The following is a 24,432-nucleotide window of genomic DNA, read 5'->3' as shown; positions in this document are numbered from 1 at the left end:
CGCAACTTAAATTAATTATATCACGGATTAAGATAAAAGGTTAAAATTTCACCTTTAAATTATAAACAGGTAATTACAAAAAGTTACAACACTTATTGAAGTATAAATTAAGTATATTTTGATATAATTTAGCCTTGCTTTATGCAAAATCCTTGCTCATGAAAATGGGCTTTAATATCCATAAGGAGAAAAGATGAAACATTATGAGGTTTTATTTATCTTAAAACCAACACTTACCGAAGAGGAAGTGAATGCGAAGTTGGAATTCGTTAAAGAAGTCCTAACCAAAAATGGTGCAGAAATTGAAACTGTTGTTCCAATGGGCACTAGAAAATTAGCGTATAAAATCAAAAAATACGAAAGAGGAACTTATTTTGTGATTTATTTCAAAGCTCCTACAAACTTGATCGCTGAGCTTGAAAGGGTGTTAAGAATCACTGAAGAAGTAATAAGATTTTTAATCGTAAAATATGAAAACAAAAAAGAAATTGCAGCTTGGGAAAAACTAAGCCACGGGATTAAGCAATCTAAAAAAGAAATCAAACCTTTAGATGCTCCTGAAATTCAATAAGGAAAAAGATGTTTAACAAAGTTGTTTTGGTTGGAAATCTTACACGCGATATAGAAATGCGTTATGCACAAAGCGGTAGTGCTATTGGAACTTCTGCTATCGCAGTAACAAGAAGATTTACCACAAATGGAGAAAAAAGAGAGGAAACTTGCTTTATTGATATAAGCTTTTATGGTCGCACCGCAGAAGTTGCAAACCAATACCTTACAAAAGGTTCAAAAGTACTCATAGAAGGACGTTTGAGATTTGAACAATGGAGTGATCAAAATGGACAAAATCGCTCTAAACATAGCATTCAAGTTGAAAATATGGAAATGCTTGGCGGCAATTCCAATGCTCCACAACAAGGTGGAATTGGTAATAATAGCTTTTCAAACAACAATTATAGTGGAAACTATGAAAATCAAAGCTATGATCCTTATATGAGTGAAAATCAAAATTTTAATAAAGCAAAAGCAAACCCTGCTCCACAAAGAAACCAAAACCCACAACACGAAGAAAAATTAAAAGAAATTGATATCGATGCTTATGATAGCGATGATACTAATTTACCATTTTAAAGGATAAACTATGGCAGAAAAAAGAAAATACTCTCGCAAATATTGCAAATACACTGAAGCAAAAGTTGAATTTATTGATTATAAAGATACAGCAATGTTAAAACATGCTTTATCTGAAAGATTTAAAATCATGCCACGCCGTTTAACAGGTACAAGCAAAAAATACCAAGAAATGGTAGAAGTTGCAATCAAACGTGCAAGACATGTAGCTCTTATCCCTTATATAGTGGATAGAAAAGAAGTAGTCAATAATCCTTTTGAAGGACTATAATCTTTTAAAAGCAAACTTGTAAAAAGTTTGCTTTCTTATACATTTATTCTCAAAATAAAATTAAACCAAAGTATATTCTAAGACATCACTAAAAGTATCAACAGCAATGATTTCCATATTGTCTCTAACCTCACTAGGAATATCTTTTAAATCCCTTTCGTAATTTTTTCTTGGGATTAAAGCTGTTTTTATATCTGCTTTATAAGCTGCAATTAATTTTTCTTTTAATCCACCTATTGGTAAAACTTTTCCTTTTAAATCTATTTCACCTGTCATTGCAACATCTGCTTTAACCTTTTTATCACTAAAAATAGAAGCAATAGCTGTGCTTATCGTAATGCCTGCACTTGGGCCATCTTTTGGAGTAGCTCCATCTGGCACATGGATATGAATATTATAACTATCATAAACATTAACTTTAGGATCGATAATTATTTTTTTAGGTATTTTTATTTTTCCTTCATCGATTAAAACTTTTATCATGCTAAAAGCAATTCTAGCTGATTCTTTCATTACATCACCCAAACTTCCCGTGAGCGTTAATTCTCCTTTACCTTTAATTTTTACAGCCTCTACTTTTAAAACATCTCCACCTACACTTGTCCAAGCCAAACCATTAACCTGACCTACTTGATTTTCTCCATTATTTTTTTCTATTTCAAAAATTTTTTTATCTAAAAATTCATTCAAATTTTTTGTATTAATAATGACTTTTTTAATATTTTCTAAAAGTAGTTTTTTAGCACTCTTACGACACAACTCTGCCACTTTGCGACGCAAATTTCTAACTCCTGATTCACGAGTATAATCACTAATGATTAACTCTATAGTTTCATCATCAATAGATAATTCATTGGATTTTAAGCCATGTTTTTTAAGCTCATCTGGAATTAAATATTTTTTCATTATATGAAATTTTTCACTTGGAGTATAAGAGCTAAGTTCTATAAATTCCATTCTATCTCTTAAAGGTGCAGGAATATTGCTAATATCATTTGCCGTTGCTATAAAAATGACTTTACTTAAATCAATATTAAAATTTAAATAATAATCCCTAAATTTAGAATTTTGCTCTGGATCTAAAATTTCTAAAAGCACCGCACTTGGATCGCCTCTAAAACTGCGATTTAATTTATCAATTTCATCCAATACAATTACAGGATTAATTTGTTTTGCCTCTATGAGTCCTTGGGTAATACGTCCAGGCATAGCGCCTATATAAGTTCTACGATGACCACGTAGCTCATTAACATCTTCAAGTCCGCCTAAGGCTATGCGAATAAGCTCTCTTTTTAAAGCTTTTGAAACAGAATTTGCCAGTGAAGTTTTACCCACGCCAGGAGGTCCATAAAGACAAAGTATAACTTTAGCACCATCTTTTTCTGCTATTTTTCTTTTTTCTAAAAGTTCCCTAACTGCAAAATATTCTTCTATGCGTTCTTTTGGTTTATTTAATGCATAATGATCATGGTTGAGCTGTTTTGAAACTTCTTTAATATCAAGTTTTTTCTTAGAAATTTTTTCAAAAGGAATATCTAATGCTGTTTCTATGTAAGTTTGAATCATCGATGCTTCGGAATTATCTTGATGAATGCGTTCGAATTTTTCAATTTGTTTTTTGATTTCTTTATAAGCGTCTTCGTGCATAAATTTCTTCTTTAACTCCAGACGCTTTTGATACTCTCTAACCTCATCTTCTTTTTGTGTGTCAGAACCAAGCTCTTTTTGAATTTGTCTTAATTGTTCTTTTAAAAAATATTCTTTATTTACCTTATCAATACGAGAATGTACTTTATTTTTAATTTCTTTTTGAATTTTATTGGCTTCTATTTCTTGGGCAATTAAATCTATTAATTTTACTAATTTTTGCTCAAGATCTGTTAAAACAAAAAACTCATAAGCAACTTGTTTTTTAATACGCACAGTATTTAAAATCAAATCACAAATCCTAGACGCATCAAAACCTTCTTCAATTGTTCTTAAAAGATCCGGAGAAAAATAATGACTAATATTTGCCAAATTTTTTACCTTCTCTTTTAAAACTTCAAGAAGCGCTTCTTTTTTAGTTCCTTCTAAAAAGTCTTCTTTTATAAGTTCTATCTTGGCTTCTAAAGGTTTATTAGAAATTTGCTCTATAATTTTACCCTTAGCATATCCTTGAAAAAGTATTTTCACCCTTCCATCAGGTAAAGGAACTTTTCGCATGATAGCCCCAATCACTCCACAATTATAAATTTCATCAAAATTTCTTCCATTTTCCAACCTTGAAGGCGCAACAAAAAGCATGCTATCATTTTTAATCGCAAGATCTAAAGCTTTCATATTGGATGAATCGTTAATAAAAATAGGAGTTATCATAAAAGGATATAAAAATAATTCATCTTCAACCAATACTGGTAAATTTGCTGGATAATTTTGTATCTCTTCAATCTGCATTTATTTTCCTTGTTTATTAAAATCTTTCAAATATACTTCTATACCAAGGAAGCTCAGGTTTGATAATACTTTGCTGATAAAATTCACTTTCTTGAAGTCTTTGTTTATAAATTTGCGCACTTTCATCATGCCCTATGCGCTGGTATAGATTTTCTATAGTACTATTAAGATAAAAAACCGCTAAATTAAATTTTGTAAGCATTGTTTGAACCAAAGGTTCATATTCTGTATAAGGATAATCTTTCAAAAAAGTATCTATTTCTTTTTGGCTTTCAAGCATTAAAGCCTGATTACGATTTGGCACTGCAAATGCATCAAATTTTGCTTTAATTTTAAGATAACGAATATAATCAGCATTGCGTGAATTTCCAAATTTTTTATTATATTCATCTAAATAAAATTCAGCTAACTTATATTCCTCTTCATCCATATGAGCTTGTGCTAAAATAATTAAAGTAGTTTCCAATAAAGGATCGGCAACGTGCTCACTTGCCATACCATTATAATGATCATCGGCTTTTTCCAAATCCTTGTCCTGTAAATCTTTAATAATTTGCTTATACCACTCACTAGCACTAAGATTGTATAAACCTTCATCATTTTTCGTACTACACGCATTAAAAAAAACACTTAAAAAAACCAATAAAAAAATACCTTTTTTCATACTTCACCTTGATTTATATTCTCAAAAATCTATATTTTAACGATTTTATAATTATGTTCTTCTAAAATTATAATAAAATTAATTAAATAATTTAAAATTTTGGAATGATTATTGCTTATTTTATGTTAAAATATTAAACATTATAACTTGAGGAGAAAACATGACCCTAGCTGTTAAATGCCCTATCTTAGGTTTTGAAGAAACCAAAAATATGGAATTTTCAACTATCGATGAAGTATTTGTAAGACTTAAAAGTCTTGATGGTAAAGACTTTTCTTTTGTTTTAATTAATCCTTATTTGATTAGACCTGATTATGAATTTGATATACCAACTTATTATCAAGAGCTTCTTTCTTTAACACCTGAATCTAATATGAAAATTTTTAATATAGTAGCCATAGCAAAAAGCATTGAAGAATCGACAGTGAATTTTCTAGCTCCAGTAGTCATTAATCTTGATAATAATACTATGGTACAAGTGATACTAGATACAGTTAATTATCCGGACTTTTTTCAAGCTGATCAAATTGCTAATTATATTAAAAAATAATGCTCTATATACTTGCAAATGGAGCTATGGCAACAGCCTTAGCCTATGGATTAAAAGATGATTATGAAATTTGTATAGTAGGAAGAAGTATAGAAAAACTTCAAGCCCTCACCAAAGAAGGCTTTAAAACCTTACTTTACAAAGATTTTAACATAGAAGGTAAAGATGTTATTTTGGCTTTCAAACCTTATGCTTTAGAAAATATTGCCCAAATACTAAAAGGACGAGCACGCATCTTAATCTCTGTTTTAGCCAATGTTGATTTTGAAAAACTACAAACCATCAAAGCTCAAAATTATGTTAGAATAATGCCTAATACAGCAGCTAAATATAAGGCTTCAACTACACCATATATACTTAAAAACTCTCATTTTGAAAATGAAATTTTAGACATTTTAAAAACTTTTGGTTCAGCTTATAAATTAGATAATGAAATACAAATGAATGCAGCTATGGCGATTAGCGGCTGCGCTCCTGCTTTTTTAGCACTTATAGCAGAAAGTATTGCTAATGCTGGAGTTTATGAAGGTTTGTCAAAAGAACTTAGTCTCAATCTTACGCGCTCTTTATTTAAAAGCTCTAGTGCTTTACTAGAACATGAACATCCAGCTATTATCAAAGAAAATATTTGCTCCCCTGGCGGAGTTACAATAAAAGGCATAAAAATACTCGAACAAAAAGGAATTCGCGGAAGTTTTTTTGAAGCCATAAATGCTAGCAGTGCTAAATGAAAAAGGCTTTCATACTTATAGAAAGTATTAGTGCTATAACGATCATATCTTTAATTTTCATTGGCATTTTTTATTACTATACTCAACTTTACAAAAACTATGAAAATTTAAATATTTTTGAAAGACTCTATAAACTTCAAGAAGAATTATATGAAAAGCCCATTTTTAAAACCATCATACTTCAAACTTCAGCCTTAAAACCTATAGTTTTACAAGAACAGTTTGTTAATGATGGTATATTTCAATTTCAAAAATTATACTTTCAAGATCAAAATTATAGCGTTTATTTTAAAGAATGAGCAAAGCTTTTACACTTTTTGAACTTATAATATCACTAATACTTTTTACTTTTATAACTAGCTTACTTTCAAAACCTTTAATGGATTTTTATCATTTAAATTTCACTGCTTTACATACAAACAATCTTATCACTCAAGCACATTTAAACTTGCTTAAAATAGAAAAATTAATACAAAATTGTATTAATATTACATTTTCACAAAATACATTAAAATGTCTTTTAAAAGATGAGTTAATTAGCCTAAAAGATAATAAACTTTATCTTATTAATTCTGCTCTTATTTTAGAAAATAATCATACACTTTATTCACCTCATTCTGATTTTAAAACACAACTCCAAAATAGAAAAGATTTATATAATGACAATGAGCATATTAGCTATGCTTATAAAATTAATAAGATTGAAAAAATATCCATCTTAGAAAATGGTATATCTACAAATTTTACAGGTAGTTTTATTCCTTTGCAAGCTCAATTAGTTATCAAATTGCAAAATGAAGAACTTATATATGAAATAAAGCCAAAATTTAATGAACAATTAAACCAACAAGGATTAATTTCTAAAAACATAAGCTCATTTAACCTGCAAAACAATAAATTAAAAATTTGCCTAAAAAGACAAACAAAATATTGCCTTGAAAAAAGAATTTTACTATGAAAAAAGCTTATGTTTTAATTTGGACAATTTTTTTAATACTACTAATAAGTCTATGGATGAGCTTGACCTTAAACATATCTAGCTACACTCCAAAAATAATCCAAGATAGTTATTACTACCTTCAAGCTCAAATTTTAAGTCACAATGCAACACAATTTTCTAAATATTTTTTATATCAAGCAAAGCAAGAAAATAAAGAATGTTTAGATAATATATATTTTAATTACGCAAAAGCTTTGATTAAAATAAAATACTTTTATCCTATTGTACAATGTGTTAATTTTAAATTTTCCAACTTCAATCCCGATGCAAATTTAAGCAAAGATGGTGTTATTATAGCCCACATTAGCATTACTTTAAATCGTGATAAAAATGTCAATGATGAAATTTTACTCACAAAAAGCATTATCATTTATCCCAAAGAAAATTTTTGGAATTTAAAAAATTAAACCAAAGTCTTAGCAAGCTTAACACACTCTAAAAGACTTTGATTTTCGCATATATAAAGATTTTTAAAATTTAAAAGCTTCTTTGCTGTGCTTTGCCCTATAACTACAACCTTATCTTCTTCTTTTAAGCTATAAAATTTTAAAAAATTTTCTACACTTAAAGGAGAGGTAAATATAAAAATAGCAGGATGAGTAAGTTTTTTGTCACCTTTTTTAAAAACATTTTCATAAACAATCATTTCATCTAAATCCACACCTGCATTTTTAAGATCCAAATTTAAAGTTGAAACAATATTTTTAGCCCTTAAATATAAACATTTTTGCGTTTTTAATTCCTCTTTAAATTCAAGAAAAAGATCTTTTCCATAAGCCTTTGATGGAATTTTAATCTTTTTAAAACCTAAATTTTTAGCGTATTGAGCTGTACTTTGTCCTACAGCGTATAAATTGAGTTTAAAATTTAAAGTGATTTTTGCATTTTGTAAGGCTTTTAAAGCATTTTTTGAGGTGCAGATTAAAGCATCATATAAACTTAAATCCACACTAAAATCGTAAAAAATAATCTCATTTAAAATAAGATTTTCCACCCCTTCAAAAGGAGTTTCATTTAAGAGGTAAATTTTCATAGATTTTACGCTTTAGCTCTTTAGCTGCCAAAAAAGCATCTTTAGCATCCATGATCGCCCTAACCACAGCCACACCGCTTAAATTTATACCCTTTAACTCATCAAGCACTTCTTTATCAATCCCTCCTATGGCTACAACCCCTATAGGGCTTTTATCACAAATTTGGCTTAAAAACTCAAGGCTTAAAAGCGAACTTTCTTTAGTAGGCGTTGCCTTAATGGCTCCACAACCTAGATAATTTACTCCTTGTATGAACTCAAGTTGTTCTAGTTTTTTAAGGCTTAAGCCTATGATTTTTTCATCTCCTAAAAGCTTTCTAGCTAGTTTTACTTCTAAATCTTCCTGCCCTAAATGCACCCCATCAGCATCTAAGGCTAAAGCTATGTCCACTCTATCGTTAATCAAAAAAGGTATTTTATAGGCCTTGCAAAGTTTTTGCACCTTTAAACCTAGTTTATAAAATTCTCTTGCATTAAGCTCTTTTTCACGAAGTTGTATGATACTTACTCCACCTTTTATAGCATTTTCTAAAGTATTTAAAAAACACTCCTCGCTTTTATTTCCCTGAGAAGCAACTAAATAAAGGCTAAGATCTAATTTATTTTTCATCTAAAAACTTGAAAAAATGATTTGTAGGACCACAACCTTTTCCAAGATTGAGTGAATAATAAATCGCATTTCTTACATATTCTTTAGCCTCACTAACAGCATAAAATAAATCCTTGCCTTTAGCTAAATTACTAGCAATAGCCGAAGAAAGCGTACAACCTGTACCGTGAGTATTTTTAGTTTCTATGCGTTCGCCTTTTAAAATATAAATTTCTTTTCCATCATAAAGCACATCATTGGCATTTTCTTCACTATGTCCGCCTTTAAGTAAAACTGCCTTAGCCCCCAAGCTGCATAAATGTTTAGCTGCCTTTATCATCTGCTCTTCATTAGCGATCTTAAAACCGCATAAAAACTCTGCTTCAGGAATATTAGGCGTAAGAATGTCTGCAAATTTTACTATGGTTTGTTTGAAAAAATCACAATTTTCTTGCGGCATTAAAGCATAACCATTTTTAGCAAACATTACAGGATCAATCACTATATTTTGAGGTTTAAACTCGCTTAAATTTTTAGCTACACAGCTCATTAATTCACAAGAACCTATCATTCCGATTTTAGTTGCCTTTGGCACTATATCTTCAAACACGGCAAGCATTTGTTCATCTACGCTTTGAGTAGGTATATCGTGTACAGAAATCACCCTTGCGGTATTTTCAGCTACCACACTTAAAACCACACTCATACCAAAAAGATTGTGCGCACTAAAGGTTTTAAGATCGGCTTGTATCCCTGCTCCACCACTACAATCACTTCCTGCTATAGTTAAAACAGGTATAAGTTCGCTTCCTTTTGCTTTCATAATTCTTCCTTTAAAATTTTGATCCATTCTTCACCCTTAGGGCTTAATTTTTGTCCTTTAAAACTCTGTTTTGCAAAAGCTACAATCAAAGCATGAAAAATTTGATAAAGTTCGTAAAGTTCACATTTTCTCCCTAAAATTTTACACAAATTTTCTTGCTCACTCTCTATACCACTTTGAAAAAATTCTCTTAATTCTTCATAATTTTCAAACTCATAGCCTAAGTGAAAAGCCAAACGCAAACTATAACTATCTACAACCAAAATCTCTCTTTTGCAAAGATAATTTAATATCCCATCAACACTTTCAAAACCCAAACCTTTGATATTTAAAAGCCATTCTCTGCTTACATTTGTTTTAAAATTTTCTAAATTTTCATAAGTGTTTATGATACTTTCTACTAAGCCTTTTAAACGCTTGGCTTTGGTATTATAAAATCCGCTAGGCTTGATTAAAGTTGCAAGTTCTAAATTGGATAAAGTATTGATTTGTTCTAAGCTTGCAATATTTTCTTTTTTTAAATTTTCTAAAGCTTTTAAGACATTTTTCCAATTTGTATTTTGAGTTAAAATGACAGAAATTAAAAGCTCAAATTCACTCAATCCTTGATTTTCAAGCCAATCAAAATCATGATAATTTAAATCTAAATTTAAAAGCTTGATAAAAATTTGCGCTCCAGTCATTTAAAATTCTCCTTAAAAGCCAAATAAAATTGCTTTGCAGTACGACCACTTCTACTTGCTCTTAAGGTGGCAAATTCTTTAGCTTTAGCGTGTAAAAGCTCTTTATCGCAAGAATAATCTTTAAAATAAAAATCTATCATCTTTAAATACTCTTCTAAATTTCCTTGATAAAAACTTAACCACAAACCAAATCTATCACTCAAGCTTAATCTTTCTTCGGCAGCATCGCTTAAATGAAGTTCTGTATGTGTGATTTGCGTATCAAGATTATCAGCAATGCTTTCACTTAATAAATGCCTACGATTTGAACTCGCATAAATAATTACATTATTTGGGGCTTTTTCTATGCTTCCTTCGAGCAAAGGTTTTAAAAATTTATAACTATCATCTCCCTTCTCAAAAGAAAAATCATCACAAAAAAGTATGAATTTAAAATTTTCTAATCTGATTTCATCGATGATATCTGCTAAGGCAAATAAATCTTCTTTATTTAATTCGACAAGTCTTAAGCCCTGTTCTTTAAATTCATTAAATATAGCCTTAATCAAACTTGATTTTCCAGTGCCCTTAGTTCCTCATAAAAGTGCGTGATTTGCCCCTTTATTTTGAATGAAATTTAAAGTATTGTCATAAAGTGCTTTTTTTTGACTTTCCATACCTACTAAATCTTTTAAAGTGATAGGATCGATTTCAAAAATAGGCTTTAAATAGTCTTTTCTTGCTCTATAAATTGCTGCATAAATTTTATTCCAATCCATTTTAAGCCTTTCTTAAATGCATTAAAATTGCCTCTAAAATATCATCATCGTCTTTACTTTTTGCCTTGATAAATTCTTTTTCATCATTTAAAGCAGTAAATTGAATATTTTGCTCATAGTTGCTAATACTTTTAAATTTATTTAAAGCTAAAATTTTAATAATAATCAAAGATAAAAATTGCTTAGTATAAACATCAAGTTTTCCAAAACGATCTTCAATTTCACCTTCAATCTCATAAACCTCATGAACTTGCTCACACTTACTAAGCCTTCTATAAAGTTCTAATCTTAAGCGATCTTCGCTGATAAGTTCGCTGTTTAAAAAGGCATTAACATTGAGTTTTAAATCAAGTTTATTTTCTTTTTGATCCACTTCATTTTTACTTAAAGCATTAAGTTCATCTTCTAACATTTTAAGATATAGACTATATCCAATTTGCTCGATATGTCCGCTTTGATCCACGCCTAATAAATTTCCACCGCCACGAATTTCAAGATCATGATAAGCCAAAACAGATCCTGCACCTAAAAAAGAATTACTTTCTAAGGAAACAAGGCGCTTTAAAGCATCTTTTGTGATAATATTTTTATCTTCGATTAAAAAATAACAATAGCCTTGCTTGTCACTTCTTCCCACGCGCCCACGCAATTGGTGCAAATCAGCCATACCAAAACGATCGCTTTTTTCTACTATAATAGTATTTGCATTAGGTAAATCAATACCACTTTCTACGATAGAGGTACTTAAAAGCAAATCATATTCTTTGTTTTCAAATTTCAACATTTCTTCTTCTTGCACCTTAGCATCAATTTTAGAATGTAAAATCAAAATACGCAAAGTAGAAAAAAGTTCTAATAAATGCTTTTTACACTGCTCTATACTTGCAATATGATTATGAATATAAAAAATTTGCCCACTGCGTCTTAACTCTCTTGCTATAACTTCTTTTAAAAGTGCGTCATCATTTTCTTTAACAAAAGTTCTTACATCTATTCTATCTTCTGGTGGAGTTTGTAAAACACTATAAGATTTTATAGAACTTAAAGCTTGATTTAAGCTTCTTGGTATAGGGGTTGCTGACATGGATAAAATATGTGAATTTTGAGTGATTTCCTTAAGCTTTTCTTTTTGTTTCACTCCAAATTTATGCTCTTCATCAATAATAACAAGAGCTAAATTTTCACATTCTACACTTAAAAGTGCATGAGTTCCTACAACTACACAAGCTTTATTTTCTTTTAAATTTTGCAAAACCTGTTTTTTTTCTGCACTACTTGTAAAGCGATCAAGTTTAAAAACCTCTATATCAAAAGGATCAAAACGCTTTTTTAAGGTTTTATAATGCTGATGAGAAAGCAAAGTTGTAGGTGCAAATAAAAATGCGCAAAATCCGCTTTTAACTACTGGATAAATAGCATTCATAGCAACTTCTGTTTTTCCAAAACCCACATCACCGCTTAAAAGCCTATCCATGACTTTTCCACTTTGAAAATCTTGCAAAATTTCATGGCAGGCTTTATCTTGATCACTTGTATAAACAAAACCCGCACTAGCTATAAAATCAGCTTGTCTACTTAAATCCACTGTGATTTTTTTTGCTTGCACTAAAGATCTTTTAGCTGCCATAATAACAATTTCAGAAGCTATGGCTAAAAGTTTAGTTTTTAATTTTTCTTTAAGTTTAATAAAGCTTGTTTTACCTAGTTTGTCTAAACTTGGAATAGATCCACTCACGCCCAAATATTTATCAATCAAATAAAGATTTTCCACTGGTAATAAAAGCTTATCAGAATTTTGATACTCTATAGCAACAAACTCTTTTTTTGCTCCGCTTATCACTATCATCTCAAGACCTAAAAATTTACCCACTCCGTAATCTTCGTGTACTATATAATCCCCATTTTTAAGCTCATCTATAATCAAACTAGCTTTTTTTCTTGTTTTTTGTTTTTCTTTTTGATTTAAAGAAATGATTAGCTCTTCAGGACTAATAAGATTAAGCCTTAAATCACTTTTTACAAAATAGATATTTTGAGTATCTTCAAGCTCTAAAGCTTTAAATAAAGCTTCGTTTTTAGCTAAAAGTGTGATTTTTTTATTTTTATGAAATTCAAAAAAATCTTTATTGTAAGAACTTTGCAATTCTTTAAATTTTTTAGCTTGAGGTAAAATTTTTGCATTCACAAAACTTATATCTTTTTCATATTCGTTAATATCAAACTTTTCACAAGCTAAAAAATCAAGTTCTAAATAATCAAAAAAATCATCAATACACCAAAACCCTAAAGAATTGATATCATGTATTAAAGTATCACTTTGAAAATCTTCTAATTTGTCCTTAAAAATTTCATAATTTTCTTTGTCAAAATATTTTAAAAAAGGACAAATTTCAAAATGTTCTAGTTCGTTAGGAATAGACTTTTGACTTTGCAAATCAAAATATCTTATACTTTCAATCTCTTCGCCAAAAAGCAAAATTCTAATAGGATTTTCTTCATTGATACAAAAAATATCAATAATATCCGCACGAATTGAAATTTCACCTTTATCCTGAACTATATCTACAAATTCGTATCCCAATCTTGAAATTTCATCTTCAAAACATTTCAAATCAAAATTTTGTTTTTTATCGATATGATAATTTTGTAAATGTTTTTTTGAAGGAAGTTTTTTTAAAACAGTATTTAAAGGAGAAATAAGGATTTTTTTTTCTTCTTCTTTATGATAAGCATTTAAAATCTTGCAAAGATCAAAAAGTTCTTTAGAAAAAGCCCTTAAATCATCTCCAAACTGCGCTCTAAAATCAGGTAAAACAAAGGTTTTTAAACCCTTAAATCGTGAAACTTGAGCAAGTAAATCTGCTTGTTTTTCATCTTTACAAAGCAAAAGTTCACAAATTTTTGGATTTTGTAGGTATTCATAAAATGAAGCTTGCATTATTCTTCGTTATTATTTTCAATAAGTTTGATAGTATCTTCTTTAATTTTACTAGTTCCATTAAAACGACCGCCATTTTCTATAGAAATTTTTTGCGTTGAAATATCGCCATTAACAACTCCGCCTGCTAAAATTTCTAAACTATTGGCCTCAAGTTGCCCTTCAAAATACCCATTTACTACAATTTTATCTGCTTGTAATTCACCTTTTAAATTTCCATTTTTTCCGATAACCACAATGCTTTCAGAATGAATAATACCACTTAACTCTCCATCAACATGAAGCATAGAAGCAAAATAAAATTTACCCTCAATTCTCGCACCTGAAGAAATTACTGTTGTTTCTGAGCTAGAGCTGGATGTTGGGCTGATACCGCCTTTATTAAAGATTGCCATGGAACTCTCCTTTCTTGATTAAAAAAATCATTCATATTTTTTCTTTGCAAATTTAAAAAATACAAAGGTTCTAAAGTTTTATTAATAAACCTTACCTCATAGTGCAAATGCGGCCCCGTAGAAAGACCTGTATTGCCACTATAACCTATCAACTGCCCCTTGCTAACAAATTGACCTGCTTTGACTACTTCTTTGCGCATCATATGAGCAAATACTGTTTTAAAACCAAAATTATGCAATAAAATTACATTATAACCATAGCCGTTATCACTATAACCTGAAAATTCCACTACTCCACTTGCTGGTGCATAAATAGGAGTACCAATTTCCGCTCTTAAATCAATACCAGGATGAAATTCCCTTCTTTTTAAAAGCGGATGCTCTCTCCAGCCAAAATTTCCTGTAATACCTTTATTTTCAATAGGCCATCCATTAGGAATTTGTCCCAAAATTCCAAGTTGCTGCTCATTGGTAAGCTGAAGATTATCAAGTCTTGCACTAATTGTAAGATTATTTTCTGCTTCTAAGCCCAAAGCCTCTTCAAAAGAAGCTATTTTATCTTCTATAGCTGCATACTGCTGAGTTTTTTCTTCTATGCTTTTTTGCATTTGCGAATTAGATAATTCCAATTCTTTGCTTTTTTTCAAAAGCTCCTCACGCTTTTCACTGATATCGCTAAGTTTGCTATCGAGATATTTGATATAAAAACCACTAAAAACTAAAAATAAAACAATAAAAGCAATAGTATAAAAAACTATTTTTTTGATTATTTGATTTAAATAAAAATGTCTTGAACCGTTAATATCTGTAATGGTAATAGTGAATTTATTTTTTACCACACCACTCCTTTAAAAAATTTTCTACCAGCATAAAAGAACCAAAAACTAGATTTTTTTTATTCTCTTCTAATTTTACAAATTCTTTGCATTGTATGCCTAGCTTTGATGCAATACTATAAATTTCATCATCGGCCAGCTTTCGTTCTGCACTTTTATATTTATATATTTGTATTGTATCAATAATAGGCTTTAATGTATTTAAAATTTGAAAAATATCCTTATCCAAATAAGCATTATAAATAAGATTTATTTTTTCTCCTTGAAATTTATCAAGCATAGCCTTAGCAGCCATGGGATTATGACCCACATCAACAAAAAAATTTGGAGAAATTTCTTGGCATCTTCCTTGTAAATTTAACTCTTGTAACTTTTTTAAAGCTTCTAAGGTTTTTTCTTGCGAAGTTAAAATTTCACAAGCCTTTAATGCAAGCTTTAAATTATGCTTTAAAAAACAAGGTAAAACAAACTTTTTACAATAAATCTCAAATTTTTCTTTCAAAAAAGGATTTAAGGAAGAAACTTGCAAATTAGCTTTTTTTAAAAAAGCAATTTTTTTTGCTAAATTTAAAACATTTTGCTCTTGCTCATCACTTATAAGTGCTATAGGAGCCATAACTTTAAGCTTGGTTCTTGCAATATCTTCTAAAGAATTGCCCAAAATTTGAATATGGTCAAATCCAATTCTTGTAAAAATATTCATTCTTCTTTCAAAAACAGAAGTAGCATCATATTCTCCACCCACTCCTGCTTCTAAAACAATGAAATCGCATTTTTGAAATAAAATCATAGCTAAAAAAGTAGCATATTCGAAATAACTTAATTTTTGCAAGTCTTGTTTAAAAATTTCTTCAAGTCTTATATGAGCTTGTTCTAATTCTTCATCATTTGCAATCTTACCATCAAGATAAAATCTTTCATTAAAACTGAAAATGTGGGGGCTAGTATAATGCCCTATTTTATAATTTAAATTTTCTAAAAGTTGGGTTAAATATCTACCCGTACTACCTTTACCATTTGTGCCTACAAGTTGAATTATAGGAATATTTTTAAAATATTTCTTATATTTTTCATACATTCTAAACATCAAAAAACGATCAATTTTATCGTAATTTATACTTTTTTGAGCTAAAAAATTCTCAACTTTCATTATATTTATTCATCAACTGTTGAAATCTGCTGTATCAACTCATCCAAAATATTAATATTTGGCTTACTTTGTTTATCAAGATAAGCCACATGAATTTTAGGTGTTATGATATCTTGCTTATAAATAAATCTAAAATTTTCTATAGTTTTAAGATTTGTATTTACAAGTTGAATGATTTCTTCTTTACTTTTTCCCGGTGAAACAATCAAATAACTCTTTTCATCTATCATCCACAGCTCATCAAATTCGCTACAAGAATCTTTTAAAATTTTTTTAAATCGAACAAAAATTTCATTCAAACTTCCCATACCATATTTTTCCATAATGAAACGGTAATTTACTATAGAAAATAAAGCTAAAGAATAATTAACTTTATACTTATTAAAATTTTCATCCATTTTATCAAGCTCTTTAAGAACACTCCAAGCCTCTCTCTCCTCCAAGCTTTGCGTGAATTCAATTTGATTATTTAAAGATGTAATTTTTTCTCCAAGTTTTTTAAATTTTAGTTTTAAATCCTCAAAACTAAGTTTTACTTCCCCATTTTCATCTGGTTTTAAAGTATTGATAAAATCCATATTTTTTTCATTCGATTTATTAAGCAAGACAAGCAATTCATAGATTTTTTTTAGATTATCATTAAAAAAATTTAAATTTTTTTGGACATACATATTATCAACCATTATACGATGATTTATAAATTCCATTAGTTCATTTTTAAAATTTTCTTCGCCTATTACAAAAGGCTTTTGTGTTAAATTTTGTATAAAACCTTGAATTTTTAAATCTTCTACCAATGAAGGATTTAAACCCAAGCATAATAATTCACTAAAGTGCTCATAACTGCGCTCTTCAAGTTTAACTAAGAGTTTTTTAATCACGCTATCATAATCATCATATTTACTAATGCCATATTTACGAGCTTGTTCTTCTAAGTCATTTTCATCGTAATTTCTTTCAAGCTCTTTCCATTTTTTAGTAAGCAAGTAAATACTTTCACTATCCATAGTTTTAGAAATTCTAATCGAAGTCACCTTAGCCAAATCTCTTATCTTTTTATCCTTACTTATTTGCAAAGTTTTAGATATGGTATATAAAAAATCAAAAAATTCACTAAATTGTTTTCCGCTTTGTCTATTTAAAACAGAAATTAAAAAACTAATTAGTTCTTCTAAACTTCTTATAGTTTTAGAATTTAATTCTTGTTGATAAATCGGTAAAAGCAAGGTTTTGTATTTGTCAAGTTTAGCTTTATTTGAGCTTGTGATACCATATTTTAAAGATAATTCTTCAAAAATTTCCGTATAATTTTCAGGAGTTGGTTTTAGTTTTCTTTCTTTTAATGCAATTAAAGTTTGCTTTGCTATTTCATTAGTATTTGGAATCACGTTTTTGCCCTTTAATAGCAATTACGGAAATAAACTCATCAAATGCCTCGCTTGAAGCTGCTCGAATAGCCTCATACCTTGCAGAATCACTAATAATACTATTTGGAGAAATTTCAAAATTATAACTTCCACTTGTACTAAAAGCCTGACTTGAACCATCTTTAAAGACAACATTAAAATCTAAATTTAATTTAGCTTTATAACTAATAACATAGCCATTTTTATCATAAGCTAAAGGAATAAATTCTAAATTATTCATTTTAACATTAATTACATCATCTGCCTCGTGTTTTAAAGCAAGTTTACGCCCTAATTTTGAAATTACCATTTCTTTTAAAGTATCGGCAACATAGATACTATTTTTTGGGTCTTGTTGACTTAATTCAACATTAACATAAACTTTCTCATCGAAAATATTATTAGCGATTTTTGATGTAGGAACATATCCACAAGCACCTAAAAATAAACCTATACAAAAAATTAAAATCTTTTTCATTTAATCACTAGATTAACTAGCTTTCCTTCCACATAAATTTCTTTAACTATACTCTTACCTTCAAGCCATTTAGCAGTATTTTCTTTTGCAAAAGCTAAAATTTCTTCTTTGCTCGCACTACTTGAAATTTCAAATTCAGCCCTTTTTTTACCATTAATACTTACAGCTAAATTTAAAGTATCTTTTACAAAAACCTCTTCTTTAAGTTCTAATTTTTTGAAATTTTTACATTTAAAAAGCTCCTCGCTAAGCTCAAAACAAACATGAGGAATAATAGGCTCTAAAATATTTAAAATAATATAAAAAGCCTCTTGCTCCAAAGCTTCATTTTTACAAAGCGCTAAAGCGTTTAAAGCTTCCATGCAAGCTGCAATTAAAGTATTAAAAGCAAAACTTTGATGATAAACTTCAAAAGATTTTTTCAAAGCTTCATATACCTTTAATCTTGCATATTTTTCTTCTTTGTTTAAATTTTCTTGTTTTAATTCTACAAGCTCACCTTTTTTAACATTTTGCGCCCTATCATAAAGTTTGCAAATAAATCTATAAGCCCCTTCAACAGCATCATCATTCCATTCAAGCTCTTTAGCCGGAGGCGCAGCAAAAAGTATAAAAAGTCTTGCGGTATCAGCACCGTATTTTTCTATAATCTCATCAGGATCTACAACATTGCCTTTTGATTTTGACATTTTAGCACCATCTTTTAACACCATACCTTGAGTTAAAAGTCTATCAAAAGGTTCATTTTGCGTTAAATAACCCAAGTCTCTTAAAGCTTTTTGGAAAAATCTCGCATAAAGTAAATGCAAGATTGCATGTTCAATACCACCTATATACTGATCCACACTCATCCAATACTTCACACTTTTTTCATCTAAAGCTTTTTCCTGCCAAGTTTTCTCATCACTTGCAAAACGTGCAAAATACCAAGAACTTTCAAAAAAAGTATCTAAAGTATCGCTTTCTTTTTGAGCCTCTTTGCCACATTTGGGACAAATACAATTTTTCCAAGTTGGATGTTTATCAAGTGGATTGCCCTCTCCTGTAATTTGCACATCTTCAGGCAGAGTAATAGGTAAATTTTCTAGTTTTTGAGGTACTATACCACAGCTTTGACATTTAATCATAGGAATAGGCGCACCCCAATATCTTTGACGCGAAACACCCCAATCACGAATTTTAAAATTTACAACCCTTTTTCCTATATTTTTAGCTTCAAACTGAGAAATAATTTTTAATCTTCCCTCATTACAATCAAGATTATCAAATTCTTGACTATGGATTAATTTTCCTGATTTTTGCGTATAAGGTAAATTTTCTTGAGTTTGAATAACTTGTTTGATGGCAAGATTATATTTTGTTGCAAATTCAAAATCTCTTTCATCATGAGCTGGAACAGCCATAACCGCTCCACTACCATAATCAGCCAAGACAAAATTAGCCACCCATAAAGGAATTTTTTCTCCGCTTAAAGGATGAATGGCATAAATTCCTAAAAAATAACCTTCTTTTTCAGAACTTTGTCTTTCTCTTGGGCTTTGATTTTGAATAGCTTTGATTTTATTTAATACATCTTGATTTAATAAATTTTGCGAAAGCAAATTTTGAACAATTTTATGTTCTGGAGCTAAAGCGATATACGAAACTCCATAAATTGTATCTGCTCTTGTAGTAAAAACTTCTAAAGAACTTTCTTTAGTTTTTTGCTTGCTTTCTTCGTCTAAATTTAAAGAAAATTCCAAACCTTCGCTTTTACCAATCCAATTTTCTTGCATAGTTAAAACTTGATTAGGCCATTTATCTTTTAATTCTTCTAAATCTTTTAAAAGTTCCTCAGCATAAGCAGTGATTTTTACATAATAACCTGGCATTTTTTTCTGCACCACTTCATGACCACAACGCCAACATTTTCCGTCTTCAACTTGCTCATTAGCCAAAACCGTTTGATCTTGCTCACACCAATTCACATTTGCTTCTTTAGTGTAAATCAAACCTTTTTCAAACATCTTAATAAAAAATTCTTGCTCAAATTTTGTATAAAGTGGATCTGAAGTAGCAAGCATTCTTTTTTTAGAAAAAGAAAAACCTAAAGAAAAAAGTTCTTTTTTCATATAAGCTATATTTTCATAAGTCCATGACTTAGGATGAATTTTATGTTTAATAGCTGCGTTTTCAGCAGGCATACCAAAGCTATCAAAACCTATAGGATGTAAAACATTAAATCCTATCTTGCGATAATATCTTGCTAAAGCATCACCTATAGTATAATTTCTTACATGCCCCATGTGAATGCGTCCGCTAGGATAAGGAAACATCGATAAAATATATTTTTTAGGCAAATTTAAATCATCTTTTGGCTCAAAATATTCATTTTCATCCCAAATTTTTTGCCATTTTTTTTCTATTAAACTTGCTTCATAAGCCATAAATTCTCCTTACACTGTTCCTTTTTCATACATTGCACGATTGCGTTCTTTATCTTGTTTTCTTTTTGCTTTTTCAATTTCTTTATTTCTAAACTCAAGCACACTAAATTTAAACCATAATAATGTCGGACTTGCAACAAAAATAGAGCTTAAAGTTCCCGCTATAATACCTATAATTAAAGTCAAAGAAAATCCTTGTATCATTTCCCCGCCAAAGAAATAAAGTATCACAACGGTTGCTAAAGTTAACCCTGAAGTTAAAACCGTTCTTGATAAAGTTGCTGAAACACTTTCATTGATAATAGGTGCAAGTTCGGTTTTTTTACTTGTTTTAATGCCTTCTCTGATTCTATCAAAAATAATAATTGTATCATTCAAAGAGTACCCAAGCACAGTTAAAACAGCAGCCAAAGTATCTAAATTAACATCAATTTTAAATAAAGAAATTGCCCCTAAAGTAATCACAACATCATGAATTTCACTGATTATAGCCGCAAGAGCAAAACGCCACTCAAAACGCAACGCTATATAAATTAAAATTGCTATCAAAGATACAGCTATAGCCATAAGTCCTTTATTTCTAAGTTCATCACCTACTTTTGGACCTACCACATCAGCACGACGCACTTCAAATTTTCCCGTATCCTTTAAAAGAGTGCTTATATGCTCGCCTATATCATTGCTTACATTATCGTTGCTTCCTAAAAAGCGTATGGTTACTTCTTCATTGCTTCCAAATTCAGTTACAGATAAATTTTGAAAAGTTCCTTGTTTTTCTAAAATTTCTCGGATTTGTGTTATAGGAGCTGCATTTTCATATTTAAGCTGAACTAAAGTTCCTCCGCTAAAATCAATACCATATTGCAAACCCCTATCCCAAAGCAAATAAATAGAACCAAAAAACAAAATAAAAGAAAGAGAAATAGCAGCAAAACGCATTCTCATAAAATCATAAATTTTCTTTTCGCTAAAAAACTGCATTATCTTCTCCTGTAACCAAACCAAAATCTTGTATTATTACTTTTTTCTATGCGTTGCATAAAATAATCAAACATTCCGTGAGTTCCTAAAATAGCTGTAATCATAGAAACGACAATACCAATTCCCAAAGTCACAGCAAAACCTTTAACTGCTCCTGTTCCATAGGCATAAAGTGCTACCGAAGTAACTAAAGAAGTGATATTTGAATCTATAATCGCACTCATAGCATTTTTATAACCTTGTTCTATACTAGCTCTTATATTTACTCCATCTCGCAAGAGTTCTCGTATGCGCTCATTGATAATCACATTTGCATCTACCGCCATACCCACAGTTAAAACAAGTCCTGCCATCCCTGGTAAAGTTAAAGTTGCTCCAAACATAGCCATAACAGCCACTACTACCAAAACATTAACCAACATTGCAATATTTGCAAAAATTCCTGCCACACCGTAATACATCATCATAAATATTACAATAAAAACCGATGCACCGATTAAGGCTATCATACTCATTTTAATACTATCAGCACCTAAAGATGGTCCTATACTTCTTTGTTCAAGTAATTTTACAGGCGCAAGCAAAGCTCCACTTCTTAAAGCTACCGCCACATCACGCGCTTCTTCTTGGGTAAAAGCTCCACTGATTTGCCCACTACCTCCACCTATGCGTTCATTGATAGATGGAGCAGAATACACTTTATTATCAAGTACAATAGCAAGACGCTTTCCAACATTTGCTCCTGTATAATCAGCAAATTTTTTAGAACCCTCGGCATTTAAAGTAAAATTAATTACAGGATAATTACTCTTATCACTAATCCCTACTCTAGCATCAGTAAGCATAGATCCATCTAAAATAGGTATGCTTTTTAAGGTATATTTTAAATTTGGACTTCTAGAATCAGACACTAAAATCAGTCCATAACTCGCAGCCTCAGCATCACTCATTGTAGAAGCTTGACCCATTTTAGAATCATCAACTTCCATAAGTTGCAAATGTGCTGCTTTTGTGATGCGTTCTTTTGCTCTTAGTTCATCTTCTTTGGTTTTAATCCCTGCAAGTTCAACCAAAATCTTATCATCACCTTGTTTAGCAACTGTTGGCTCTGCTAAACCAAATTGATCAAGCCTATTTCTTATGGTTTCAACTGCTTGCAAAAGTGCAAAATTTTCTATATTTTTTACTTCTTCTGAGGTAAAAGAAATTTTATAGTGCATATTTTCACTTTGTATATTAATTCCTTTTATTTCTTTAAGCAAATTTTCAACTTTTGCAATATCTGCATTATCAAGCAAAGTAAATTCTAAAATATCATCATGGGTATTTAAGCCATTATTTAAAATATTTTCTTTATTAAAAGAATAACTCAATGAAGATGCAATTGATTTTATTTTAGATTTTACAGCTTCTTCATTATCTACACCTAAGAGCATATAAAGCCCGCCTTGCAAATCAAGCCCTAAATTAATCTTCGCACCACGTTCTGACTGCAAAAAAGAAGGGAGTGAAAAAGCCACTCCAAAAATAAATACCGCTATAAAAATAATCAAGCGATAATTGATTTTAGAATTACGCATCAATTTTCTTTGCTATAAATTCTCTTGAAATTTTTGCAGTAACATTGTCTTCATTAAGCTTAACTTTGATAAAATCCTCCTCTGGTTTTACGACTTCACAAATAAGTCCGCCATTAGTGATGATTTTATCTCCTTTTTGCAAAGACTCAAGCATTTGTTTATGTGCTTTTGCTTGTTTTTGTTGCGGTCTGATCACCAAGAAATAAAAAATTGCAAATAACACTACAAGAGGTAACAATGAAGTTAAAATTGAATTTTCTGCCATATTTTTCCTTTATTCCAAAAAAATTAAACACTAATTCTATCATTTTTAAAATAATAAAAGTCTTTTTTATTGCAATTTTACTTTCAAATTCTATTTATCTATCATTTTTTGAAAATATTTTTACACAAACTATTAGCCCATTTTTAGCTATTTGGGGGTTAGTTTTACTTCTAAAAAGTAAAAATTCTAAACAATATTTTTGGATAGGTTTTTTTGTAGGGATTCTTTGGTTTTGGTGGATTGGTTTATCTTCAATTTATTTTAATCTAAACTATTTAGTGCCAATTATACCAATTATCATTGGTTTTATTTATGGACTACTTTTTAGATTATGTTATTTATTAAAATTTGATTTTTTAAGACTTTGTGGAATTTTTTGCATAAGTTTTATCCATCCTTTAGGATTTGATTGGCTTAATTGGGGAATTTTTACAGTTTATGGTTTTTTTGACCCAAGTTATCGTGGCATTATTTGCATATTTTTAATAGCATATTTCATCTATGAGGGTTATATATCAAGATATTATAAAATAGCGATTGTTCTTATTTTATTCTTTAGTGGATTTCAATATAATGAAAAACAAGCTCAAACTCTTAATTTAAACTACAAACTCATCAATACTAATATTTCTCAAGATCAAAAATTTTTACAAGAAAATTTAAAATCAAATTCTGATATCCTAATTCAAGATATATTTCAAGCTATAAATGAAAAAAAAGAACTTGTAATCTTGCCTGAAACCGCTTTTGCTTTTGATTTAAAAAATACCAAATATGAACTTATACTTAAAGAATTATCTTATAAAATTACCATTATTACGGGAGCATTTCATGTTGAAAAAAAACATACTTACAATAGCACTTATATCTTTAAAAAAGGTAATGTCTATATTTTAAATAAGCATTTTTTAGTTCCCTTTGGTGAAGAAATTCCATTTTTTAAAGACTTAATAAAAAAATATTTTCTTAAAAATATTGAAGAATTTTCCCAAGGTCCTATACAAAGCAAATATAAATTAGACAATCAAATTATTACAAATGCAATTTGTTATGAAGCTACCAAAGAACAAAACTATCAAAATTCACAAATTATTATAGCTCTAAGCAACAATGCTTGGTTTAATAATAGCAGCGAATACAAACTCCAACAACTCTTAATGAAATTTTATGCGAGTAAATATGGGGTTAGTGTTTATCATGCTACAAATGGCAAAGAGAATATAGTTATACTCCCTAAAAAACTTTTAAGTAAAGATTGGACAAATTTATCCAAAGAAATATTTAATGATAAAAAATAATATTAAAATT

General features: G+C 29.5%; 24 protein-coding genes and 2 pseudogenes. 9 read left to right on the top strand and 17 right to left on the bottom strand.

Annotation, left to right across the window (positions count from 1 at the left end; all coding sequences use genetic code 11):
- The first annotated feature begins 193 nt into the window (after positions 1 to 193).
- Genes rpsF through rpsR form a run of 3 tightly spaced genes read left to right on the top strand, consistent with a single transcriptional unit; the run spans position 194 to position 1,402 of the window.
- Positions 194 to 571 carry a 30S ribosomal protein S6 gene (gene rpsF / locus ELQ09_RS02305; RefSeq protein WP_002812868.1) on the top strand — a complete coding sequence of 126 codons (378 nt, stop codon included), beginning with the start codon at positions 194 to 196 and terminating at the stop codon, positions 569 to 571.
- 8 nt (positions 572 to 579) lie between these two features.
- Complete coding sequence (locus ELQ09_RS02300) at positions 580 to 1,131, top strand: single-stranded DNA-binding protein (RefSeq protein WP_134224624.1); 552 nt, start codon at positions 580 to 582, stop codon at positions 1,129 to 1,131.
- A 10-nt stretch (positions 1,132 to 1,141) separates the two neighbouring features.
- Positions 1,142 to 1,402 (top strand): 30S ribosomal protein S18, encoded by a 261-nt coding sequence (gene rpsR / locus ELQ09_RS02295; RefSeq protein WP_002777087.1) that lies wholly within the window; start codon positions 1,142 to 1,144, stop codon positions 1,400 to 1,402.
- A gap of 60 nt (positions 1,403 to 1,462) precedes the next feature.
- Here the strand turns inward: rpsR and lon are convergent, their stop codons facing one another.
- Positions 1,463 to 3,838, bottom strand: a complete 2,376-nt coding sequence (gene lon / locus ELQ09_RS02290; RefSeq protein ID WP_134224623.1) for an endopeptidase La — start codon at positions 3,836 to 3,838, stop codon at positions 1,463 to 1,465.
- Positions 3,839 to 3,854: 16 nt separating this feature from the next.
- On the bottom strand, positions 3,855 to 4,502 hold the full coding sequence (locus ELQ09_RS02285; RefSeq protein ID WP_002877748.1) for an outer membrane protein assembly factor BamD: 648 nt from the start codon (positions 4,500 to 4,502) through the stop codon (positions 3,855 to 3,857).
- 160 nt (positions 4,503 to 4,662) lie between these two features.
- On the opposite strand from ELQ09_RS02285, the gene fliW reads away from it, so the two are divergent.
- Genes fliW through ELQ09_RS02260 form a run of 5 tightly spaced genes read left to right on the top strand, consistent with a single transcriptional unit; the run spans position 4,663 to position 7,190 of the window.
- The gene (gene fliW, locus ELQ09_RS02280) at positions 4,663 to 5,052 is read left to right on the top strand and encodes a flagellar assembly protein FliW (protein WP_002852982.1); all 390 of its coding nucleotides are present in this window, start codon (positions 4,663 to 4,665) and stop codon (positions 5,050 to 5,052) included.
- A complete protein-coding gene (locus tag ELQ09_RS02275) occupies positions 5,052 to 5,783 on the top strand; it encodes a pyrroline-5-carboxylate reductase (RefSeq protein ID WP_002932769.1) in 732 nt (243 codons plus the stop codon). Before fliW ends, ELQ09_RS02275 begins: the two co-directional genes overlap by 1 nt.
- Positions 5,780 to 6,082 (top strand): transformation system protein, encoded by a 303-nt coding sequence (locus tag ELQ09_RS02270; RefSeq protein ID WP_002855822.1) that lies wholly within the window; start codon positions 5,780 to 5,782, stop codon positions 6,080 to 6,082. The genes ELQ09_RS02275 and ELQ09_RS02270 overlap by 4 nt, the downstream gene beginning before the upstream one ends.
- A complete protein-coding gene (locus tag ELQ09_RS02265; protein WP_002866103.1) occupies positions 6,079 to 6,741 on the top strand; it encodes a hypothetical protein in 663 nt (220 codons plus the stop codon). The genes ELQ09_RS02270 and ELQ09_RS02265 overlap by 4 nt, the downstream gene beginning before the upstream one ends.
- Positions 6,738 to 7,190 (top strand): hypothetical protein, encoded by a 453-nt coding sequence (locus ELQ09_RS02260; protein ID WP_032603535.1) that lies wholly within the window; start codon positions 6,738 to 6,740, stop codon positions 7,188 to 7,190. The genes ELQ09_RS02265 and ELQ09_RS02260 overlap by 4 nt, the downstream gene beginning before the upstream one ends.
- Here the strand turns inward: ELQ09_RS02260 and ELQ09_RS02255 are convergent.
- From ELQ09_RS02255 to yajC, 15 genes and pseudogenes are all read right to left on the bottom strand, one after another.
- A complete protein-coding gene (locus ELQ09_RS02255) occupies positions 7,187 to 7,816 on the bottom strand; it encodes a uroporphyrinogen-III synthase (RefSeq protein WP_002866105.1) in 630 nt (209 codons plus the stop codon). The genes ELQ09_RS02260 and ELQ09_RS02255 overlap by 4 nt on opposite strands.
- Positions 7,794 to 8,426 carry a thiamine phosphate synthase gene (gene thiE / locus ELQ09_RS02250; RefSeq protein ID WP_134224622.1) on the bottom strand — a complete coding sequence of 211 codons (633 nt, stop codon included), beginning with the start codon at positions 8,424 to 8,426 and terminating at the stop codon, positions 7,794 to 7,796. Before thiE ends, ELQ09_RS02255 begins: the two co-directional genes overlap by 23 nt.
- Positions 8,416 to 9,228: a bifunctional hydroxymethylpyrimidine kinase/phosphomethylpyrimidine kinase gene (gene thiD / locus ELQ09_RS02245; protein WP_002864255.1), complete on the bottom strand. Its 813-nt coding sequence runs from the start codon at positions 9,226 to 9,228 to the stop codon at positions 8,416 to 8,418. Before thiD ends, thiE begins: the two co-directional genes overlap by 11 nt.
- A complete protein-coding gene (locus ELQ09_RS02240) occupies positions 9,225 to 9,911 on the bottom strand; it encodes an endonuclease III domain-containing protein (RefSeq protein ID WP_096702661.1) in 687 nt (228 codons plus the stop codon). Before ELQ09_RS02240 ends, thiD begins: the two co-directional genes overlap by 4 nt.
- Positions 9,908 to 10,669, bottom strand: a pseudogene (locus tag ELQ09_RS02235) (ATP-binding protein). Before ELQ09_RS02235 ends, ELQ09_RS02240 begins: the two are co-directional and overlap by 4 nt.
- 1 nt (position 10,670) lies before the next feature.
- Positions 10,671 to 13,607, bottom strand: coding sequence for a DEAD/DEAH box helicase (locus ELQ09_RS02230; RefSeq protein WP_057042819.1), 2,937 nt, complete (start codon positions 13,605 to 13,607; stop codon positions 10,671 to 10,673).
- Entirely contained in the window at positions 13,607 to 14,002 is a 396-nt protein-coding gene (locus ELQ09_RS02225; RefSeq protein WP_002868630.1) for a polymer-forming cytoskeletal protein, read from the bottom strand. Before ELQ09_RS02225 ends, ELQ09_RS02230 begins: the two co-directional genes overlap by 1 nt.
- Entirely contained in the window at positions 13,939 to 14,841 is a 903-nt protein-coding gene (locus ELQ09_RS02220) for a M23 family metallopeptidase (RefSeq protein ID WP_002866112.1), read from the bottom strand. The genes ELQ09_RS02225 and ELQ09_RS02220 overlap by 64 nt, the downstream gene beginning before the upstream one ends.
- Positions 14,828 to 15,988 carry a folylpolyglutamate synthase/dihydrofolate synthase family protein gene (locus tag ELQ09_RS02215; RefSeq protein ID WP_070317080.1) on the bottom strand — a complete coding sequence of 387 codons (1,161 nt, stop codon included), beginning with the start codon at positions 15,986 to 15,988 and terminating at the stop codon, positions 14,828 to 14,830. The genes ELQ09_RS02220 and ELQ09_RS02215 overlap by 14 nt, the downstream gene beginning before the upstream one ends.
- A pseudogene (locus tag ELQ09_RS02210) lies at positions 15,978 to 17,376 on the bottom strand (hypothetical protein). Before ELQ09_RS02210 ends, ELQ09_RS02215 begins: the two are co-directional and overlap by 11 nt.
- On the bottom strand, positions 17,360 to 17,872 hold the full coding sequence (gene lptE, locus ELQ09_RS02205) for an LPS assembly lipoprotein LptE (protein WP_002860199.1): 513 nt from the start codon (positions 17,870 to 17,872) through the stop codon (positions 17,360 to 17,362). Before lptE ends, ELQ09_RS02210 begins: the two are co-directional and overlap by 17 nt.
- Complete coding sequence (leuS, locus tag ELQ09_RS02200) at positions 17,869 to 20,298, bottom strand: leucine--tRNA ligase (RefSeq protein WP_134224617.1); 2,430 nt, start codon at positions 20,296 to 20,298, stop codon at positions 17,869 to 17,871. Before leuS ends, lptE begins: the two co-directional genes overlap by 4 nt.
- A 9-nt stretch (positions 20,299 to 20,307) precedes the next feature.
- Positions 20,308 to 21,279 carry a protein translocase subunit SecF gene (gene secF, locus ELQ09_RS02195; RefSeq protein WP_057042810.1) on the bottom strand — a complete coding sequence of 324 codons (972 nt, stop codon included), beginning with the start codon at positions 21,277 to 21,279 and terminating at the stop codon, positions 20,308 to 20,310.
- The gene (secD, locus tag ELQ09_RS02190) at positions 21,279 to 22,859 is read right to left on the bottom strand and encodes a protein translocase subunit SecD (RefSeq protein ID WP_134263741.1); all 1,581 of its coding nucleotides are present in this window, start codon (positions 22,857 to 22,859) and stop codon (positions 21,279 to 21,281) included. Before secD ends, secF begins: the two co-directional genes overlap by 1 nt.
- Positions 22,852 to 23,124, bottom strand: a complete 273-nt coding sequence (gene yajC, locus ELQ09_RS02185; RefSeq protein WP_002786346.1) for a preprotein translocase subunit YajC — start codon at positions 23,122 to 23,124, stop codon at positions 22,852 to 22,854. The genes secD and yajC overlap by 8 nt, the downstream gene beginning before the upstream one ends.
- Here yajC and ELQ09_RS02180 point away from each other — a divergent pair.
- Positions 23,097 to 24,422 carry an apolipoprotein N-acyltransferase gene (locus ELQ09_RS02180; RefSeq protein WP_134224616.1) on the top strand — a complete coding sequence of 442 codons (1,326 nt, stop codon included), beginning with the start codon at positions 23,097 to 23,099 and terminating at the stop codon, positions 24,420 to 24,422. The genes yajC and ELQ09_RS02180 overlap by 28 nt on opposite strands.
- Positions 24,423 to 24,432: the final 10 nt, after the last annotated feature.

The sequence above is a fragment of the Campylobacter sp. CH186 genome, from assembly GCF_004378925.1.
Taxonomy (GTDB): Bacteria; Campylobacterota; Campylobacteria; order Campylobacterales; family Campylobacteraceae; genus Campylobacter_D; species Campylobacter_D jejuni.
This window is presented reverse-complemented; position numbering and strand designations above follow the sequence as displayed.